4 protein-coding genes and 2 pseudogenes are annotated in these 6,078 nt (G+C 70.1%); all 6 read right to left on the reverse strand.

Features of this window, described 5'->3' with window-relative positions; translation table 11 throughout:
• Positions 1-737: 737 nt before the first annotated feature.
• The 6 genes and pseudogenes from ACWFR1_RS39860 to ACWFR1_RS39885 all read right to left on the reverse strand — a co-directional run bounded on the left by ACWFR1_RS39860 (position 738) and on the right by ACWFR1_RS39885 (position 5,922).
• Positions 738-989, reverse strand: coding sequence for a hypothetical protein (locus ACWFR1_RS39860; RefSeq protein ID WP_453560864.1), 252 nt, complete (start codon positions 987-989; stop codon positions 738-740).
• 364 nt (positions 990-1,353) lie between these two features.
• The gene (locus ACWFR1_RS39865; RefSeq protein ID WP_453560867.1) at positions 1,354-3,105 is read right to left on the reverse strand and encodes a lysyl oxidase family protein; all 1,752 of its coding nucleotides are present in this window, start codon (positions 3,103-3,105) and stop codon (positions 1,354-1,356) included.
• Positions 3,106-3,291: 186 nt separating this feature from the next.
• Positions 3,292-3,810: a hypothetical protein gene (locus ACWFR1_RS39870; RefSeq protein WP_453560870.1), complete on the reverse strand. Its 519-nt coding sequence runs from the start codon at positions 3,808-3,810 to the stop codon at positions 3,292-3,294.
• A gap of 49 nt (positions 3,811-3,859) precedes the next feature.
• Positions 3,860-4,303 (reverse strand): annotated as a pseudogene (locus ACWFR1_RS39875) (LLM class flavin-dependent oxidoreductase); the annotation flags it as partial.
• Positions 4,201-4,677: an LLM class flavin-dependent oxidoreductase gene (locus ACWFR1_RS39880; RefSeq protein WP_453560876.1), complete on the reverse strand. Its 477-nt coding sequence runs from the start codon at positions 4,675-4,677 to the stop codon at positions 4,201-4,203. The gene ACWFR1_RS39880 and the pseudogene ACWFR1_RS39875, both read right to left, overlap by 103 nt.
• A 22-nt stretch (positions 4,678-4,699) precedes the next feature.
• Positions 4,700-5,922: pseudogene (locus ACWFR1_RS39885) on the reverse strand (LLM class flavin-dependent oxidoreductase).
• Between the last annotated feature and the right edge of the window lie 156 nt (positions 5,923-6,078).

The following is a 6,078-nucleotide window of genomic DNA, read 5'->3' on the forward strand; positions in this document are numbered from 1 at the left end:
CGCCGCGATCTGGCACAACCACAAGACCCGCCAGCCGGTCACACGATCACTGATCGCCTACGACCACTGATCATTCGGAATGACTCGTCTAGGCCTCGGCGACCCGCACGGCGTGGGGTCCGGGTCACCGAAGGGAGCCCGCGGGTGCTCTCCCGTTCCTTTGGGTGGCGGTGAGCTCGACCGTACGGCCGAGGACCGCGACCACCTTGCGGGACTCGACCAGGGACCAGCGGAAACAGAGCGGCTGCCTCGGCAAGGACGGAGAGGCCGACGACGTACGCGATGCCCCATCCCGGGATGTCGAAGACGCCGCGCAGCACTTGGTCTCTGTAGCCCACGTAGACACCACAGGCCATGGCTATACGCCACAGACCGGACGGAACCGCGCCCAGGGCGACGGCGTGGGCGGCCGGCGAGCCCAGACAGGCGCAGGCGCGAAGGCAGGGAGAGGATGAGTGGCTGTCGTCATGACGTACATGCTGTTTCGTACGCGGCTGCCGCACATCGTCCGCCAAAGTGGGCGGCCTCCACCTTCCGGGGGACGGGACACCCGCTGTGGCAGGAGCTGGAGAGGCCTCTGGGTCAGTCGAAAGGACTCGGCGCCCGGCACGTCTCCGCCGCGCATACCGCGACGCAGGGGCCGGGACCGTATCCACCCGCCCTCCGCCTGACCGCCCGGTGTCCCACGCACCGCTGGTGCTTACGCGCCGCGGGCCGGACGCCGCAGTCCGAACCGTTCACGCGGCACGGAGCGCCTCTGCGCAGCTGGAGCATTCCCAGTCCCGTTTGTCGGCAGGCAGCCAGGGCACGTCCGGGCCGCTGGGCTGATAGGACAATCGCTCCATGTCCTCGGCCGGCATGCCGCAGAGAGTCCGGTCACCCGGTTCCACGGGCACGACATGGACCGCCTCGATGCGTGCCGCAGGATCGCCGGACCCGAAGTCCCCGGCTGTCTCCTTGCGCAGTTCCTGCACCACCATGATCTCCATGCCACCAGCCTCGGCTCCCACGACGGTCACCGCATCCCGAAGGACCCCGCATGACGCGGAAGGCGACCCCGAGCCACCCTGCGGCAAAGGTCACGCCTGGGATGCCCGGGGAACGCAGCCCCATGGCTCACACACCCTGCGCATGCACGCCGGGCCGTCTGCGTCCAACGGATCGTTCACTCGGCCGGGCCACTCAGCCCCAGCACCGACCGCCTCCGGAGCCACCGCCAAAAGTGGTCGGGCCGCGGCAGCGGACGATTCTTTGCCGCCCATGCGGGCCCCGATATGTACGTACGTCACTGCGGTTGCCTTGGCCCAACGAGGGCGGGTGGCACAGCTGCTGCGCGCCACCCGTCCTCTCGGATCAGTTCGCGTTCACGAGGTCGTGCGCGGGGACGGTCACGGTCCGTCGGCCGGGGGCGCCGCCGAGGATGACCTTCCGCAGCGCGCTGTTGTTGTCGAGGTTGGTCTCCTTCAGTCGCTTGGCCGGATTGGCCAGCACCTGGATGTAGTAGGTGCCGTTGGGCACGTCCGTGATGTCGAACGACTGGCCCGGCAGGTCCTGGGTGTAGGTGTCGCCTGATCCGACGTCCAGCACCTCGCGGACGGAGATGGAGTTCTCCTGGCCGCAGGCGGTGGCCAGGTCGGTGTTGAACGGGTGCCAGTTGGCGTTCTTCACCGTGTAGTCGACGGCGTCGGTGTTGGCCAGGCAGAAGGCCTCCTTGCCACTGCGCACCGCTTCCTTCTTGTCCGCCTTCAGCAGCCGGTAGCTGGCGAAGTCGGTGAAGTGCCAGTGCACGTGGCCGGGACGCGGGTCCCACTCCATGGTGCCGGTCGGGGTGTAGCCGACCTGCTTGCCCGCGGCGTCGTAGAAGTACTGGTAGGCGTCCATCTTGGCCTTCCCGGGCGAGCGGAAGCCGTCCACCACGAGCTGGGCCGGACCGGCGTTCCACACGTTGGCGCTGAAGGCCAGGTAGTCCTTGCCCGGGATGTCCTGGCCACCGTCGCTGATGGTGATGCCGTATGCCGGCAGCGACCGCAGGTCGGGCTTGGGGACGTTCGGGACGGCGGGAGTCCCGCTGGGCCGCTGGGAGCGCGGTGTGAGGGCGGGCGCCTGGCGCGAGCCGTCGGTCTGCCCTGTGGTGTCACCGGCCCGCATGTCGGCACGCGCCGCCTGCTGCCTCTTCACCGCCCACGGCACGGCCGGCGGCGCGGCCTTCAGCGGCCCGTGGCCCACGTTGTACGAGGTACCCGCGCCACTGGTCTCCGGTGCGCCGGCCTGGGCGGGGGTCTGAGCGTGCGCCGACCCGTGCCCGGCGTGACCGGCCGGGGTCTGGTGGGCCGTTCCGTGCCCGGCGTGTTCCCCGGCGGTGGCCGACCGGGCGGACGCGGCGCCGGCGCCGTCCTCCCAACTGCGCTCCTGGACGGTGAGCTTCACGGTCGCGGGCCTGTCGGCGATCCCGAGGAGGTCCCGGTACTTCTTGGCGACCCCGATCCTGGCCGTGTACGTGCCGGCGGCGAGCTTCACCGGCTGGGTGTAGGAACCGCTGTAGGTGTTGGCGGCCCACCCCTTCTCGACGCCCCACACGGAATCGAGGGTGAACGGGTTGGTGGGACAGCTCTCCGGATACTTCGAGGTGGAGGGGGCGTCGGGTCGGACGCGTCCGCTCGCGTTGTTCGGGCAGAAGCTCTCCGTCCGGCTGACGACCTTCTTGCCCGCCTTGTCGGTGACGGTGATCTCCGCGAACCCGGGAAGCCCGGAGAAGTCCTTCACTGTGCCCAGAGGCAGCGTCTTGGCCTTGGCCTTGCCGCCCTCGTAGAGGGTCTGGGTGATGGTCACCGGGTCCTTGTAGGACTTCCGGGTCACTTTGAACTCCAGTGGTGTTCCCTCCGCGGTCAGGTAGGTGCCCAGGTCCAGATAGACGCCCGGCTCCTCCTTCCACGAGGTGAGCGTGACCGAGCCGGTAGCGGCGATGAGACTGAGTCTGGGCCCCGTCGCCGCCTTCGCCTGGTCCGGCGTGGCGGCCATGAAGCCGACCGTCACGGCCATGGCGGCCACCGCCGTGGTGCCGGCGAGCAGCGGACGCCGCAGCCGAATGGTGCGTGTGGTGGTCATCGATCCCTCGTTCTCCCGGTGCTGTGACAAGGAAGCGGACGGCCGGCCACCCGGTCCGACGGGACGTGAACACGTCCCGCCGGAGCGACGGCAGGCATTCGCTGCGCCCGTCCCGTGAGAGGAAGGAGCTGGATGCCCGGTTGTGCGGAGGGTCGAAACTGTCGGGATGTTGGCCGGAAAGCGCCGCTATGCCGAGAGCTCGGCCTGCCGGGCCACCGCTTCGGCGCCGGGGACAGAGAGCCCGAGGTGGTCGCGCAGGGTGACGCCCTCGTACGCGGAGCGGAAGACTCCGCGCTCCTGGAGCAGCGGGACGACGGTGTCCGCGAACCTGTCCAGGCCGCCCGGCGTGATGTGGGGGACCAGGATGAACCCGTCGGCCGCGTCCGCCTGTACCAGGTCGTTGATCGCCTCGGCGACCGTGGCGGCGGAGCCTACGAAGGATTGCCGGGACGTGGTCGCGATGACGAGCTCGCGGATCGACAGGTTCTTGGCCTCGGCGAGGTCGCGCCACTGCCGGACGGTGTCCAGCGGGTCGCGGAACTGGCGGACGCTCGCCCGGCCGAGGGCGATCGTGTTCTCGCCGGCCTCGGGGTCGATGTCGGGCCGCGGGCCGTCCGGGTCGTAGGCAGACAGGTCCCGGTTCCCATACGTGCTCCAGGTATCTGATCGCGGTCTGCCCGCTGACGTGGAGGCGGCGGACCTCATGGGCGATCTCGTGTGCCTCGGCGTCGATGTCGCCGAGGACGAAGGTGGCCGCGGGCAGGATCTTCAACTCGTCCGGTGAGCGGCCGTACCGGGGAAGGCGGCCCTTGACGTCGGCGTAGAACTTCCGCCCCTCGTCGAGGGTCGCGTGCCGGCCGAAGATCGAGTCGGCTTGGGAAGCGGCGAACTCTCGGCCCTCGTCGGAGTCGCCCGCCTGGAAGATCACCGGCCGGCCCTGCGGGCTGCGCGGCACATTGAAGTGGCCCTCGATGTCGACATGCCTCCCGTGGTGGGCGAAGGCCCCGGCCTTCGCGTCTCTGAGGAAGGTGCCCGACACGGGGTCGGCGACGACCTCCGAGCCGTCCCAGGAGTCGAAGAGCTCCGTCGCGGTCGTCAGGAACTCCTTCGCTCGGGAGTAGCGCTCCTCACGCGCCAGGAACCCGCCGCGCCGGAGGTTCTCGCCGGTAATGCGTCCCAGGAGGTGACGACGTTCCACGCGGCCCGGCCTTCGGAAAGGTGGTCCAGCGAGGCGAACTGGCGGGCCACCTCGTAGGGCTCGTTGAAGGTGGAGTTGATGGTGCCGGTCAGCCCGAGCCGCTCGGTGACGGCCGCCAAGGCGGCGAGCACCGTGAAGGTGTCGGGTCGTCCGACGACGTCCAAGTCGTGGACCTTTCCACCCTGTTCGCGGAGCCGGAGCCCCTCGGCGAGGAAGAGGAAGTCGAACTTGGCGCGTTCGGCGGTCTGCGCGAAGTGGACGAACGAGTCGAAGTCGATGTGGCTGCCGGCCGCCGGGTCGCTCCACACGGTGGTGTTGTTGACACCTGGGAAGTGAGCCGTGAGATGGATGGGCTTGAGTGGCTTGCTGCTCATGGCGGGTCCTTCGATTCCGGGATCAGGCGGCGGGGTGGGCGGCGTAGCGGCTGGCCGGGCGCTCCAGGCCCAGCAGTCCGCGCAGGGTGTCCGCCTCGTATCCACGGCGGAAGACCCCTCGCCGCTGGAGCTCCGGTACCAGCCCCTGGGTGATCGCGGGCAGGTCGTGGGCGACCACTCCCGGTCGCAGCCGGAATCCCGACAGACCGGCCGTCCGCCAGTCCTGGAGCAGGTCCGCCAGCTGCGCGGACGTCCCGGTGAAGACTGCGGCTTCACTGCTGTACGGGGCGCCCGCGAGCGCGTCGAGGCGACTGCGGCGCGCGTCGGCCGCCGGGGCGTCCTCGTCCAGGAACACGGTGAGGTCCGCGAAGAGGTGCAGCGGCTGCGCCGAGAGCCCGGCGGATTCACGGGCTTGCCGGATCTCCGCGACCGCGGCACGGGCCCCGGCGGCGTCGCGCACGGCGAGGTACCCGACGTCCGTGGACCGGGCGATGAGGCCGTACGCCGTACTGGCGTCGCCGAGAGCACCCGCAGCGCTCGCAGCGCTGACGATGGGTTGCCCCTGCGGCGGACGGGGAGTGATCGACGGTCCTCTGACGCTGAAGTGGCGGCCCTCCAAGTCGATGTAGTGCAGCTTGTCGCGGTCGACGAACCGGCCGGTGGCCACGTCCCGGATCTCGGCGTCGTCGTCCCAGCTGGCCCACAGCCTGCGGATCGCCTCGACATGGTCGGCGGCCTCCTCGAACGCCTCCGCGTCCGGCAGAGAGGCTGCCCCGCGTCCGAAGTGCCGGGCTTCGTGGTCCAGTTGCGACACCCGGATGCGCAGGCCCGCACGTCCTCCGCTGACGTGGTCCAGGGTGGCGATCGCCTTGGATAAGCGGAACGGCTCGGTGTGGGTGGCGGTCACGGTCGGGACCAGGCCGATGTGCCGGGTCAGCGGTGCGACGCGGGCGGCGGTGAGTACCGCGTCCAGCCGCCCACGGACCTGGTCCGTGCGCCCGTCGGGCCCGTCCGCCGAGGACGACTGGAGGGCGAGAGCGTCCTCGAAGGTGACGAAGTGAGCAGTCCGGCTTCGGCCTCGGTCACGACATCGGACCAGTAGCAGGCCGTGAAGAGCTCGCCGGGCCGGGCACCCGGCTCGCGCCAGGCGGCAGGGTGCCAGCCCGCGCCGTCGAGCGCGACGGCGAGGTGCAGCGGCCCGGAAGACGCTGATGTGCCTGCGAATTCGGGCGGGGATGCGGGCATAAGGAGGCCAGGGCTGTTGCAAAGTCGCATGATCTTGTAGTTGCGCTGGTCAGGGCAGGCCGATGAGGTCGAGGGGCCGGACGTGTGGCTGGTAGGAGAGGTGCCGGAGGCCGGCGGCGATGTTCCGTCGCCCGGTCCGGCGCAGGGTGTTGATGG

The organism is Streptomyces sp. NPDC055103 (assembly GCF_053607625.1).

Excerpts from the sequence above, each read along its gene's own strand:
- ACWFR1_RS39870 (WP_453560870.1), bottom strand. The coding sequence starts at position 3,810 with ATGAGGTCCGCCGCCTCCACGTCAGCGGGCAGACCGCGATCAGATACC.
- ACWFR1_RS39865 (WP_453560867.1), bottom strand. The coding sequence starts at position 3,105 with ATGACCACCACACGCACCATTCGGCTGCGGCGTCCGCTGCTCGCCGGC.
- ACWFR1_RS39860 (WP_453560864.1), bottom strand. The coding sequence starts at position 989 with ATGGAGATCATGGTGGTGCAGGAACTGCGCAAGGAGACAGCCGGGGAC.
- ACWFR1_RS39880 (WP_453560876.1), bottom strand. The coding sequence starts at position 4,677 with ATGAGCAGCAAGCCACTCAAGCCCATCCATCTCACGGCTCACTTCCCA.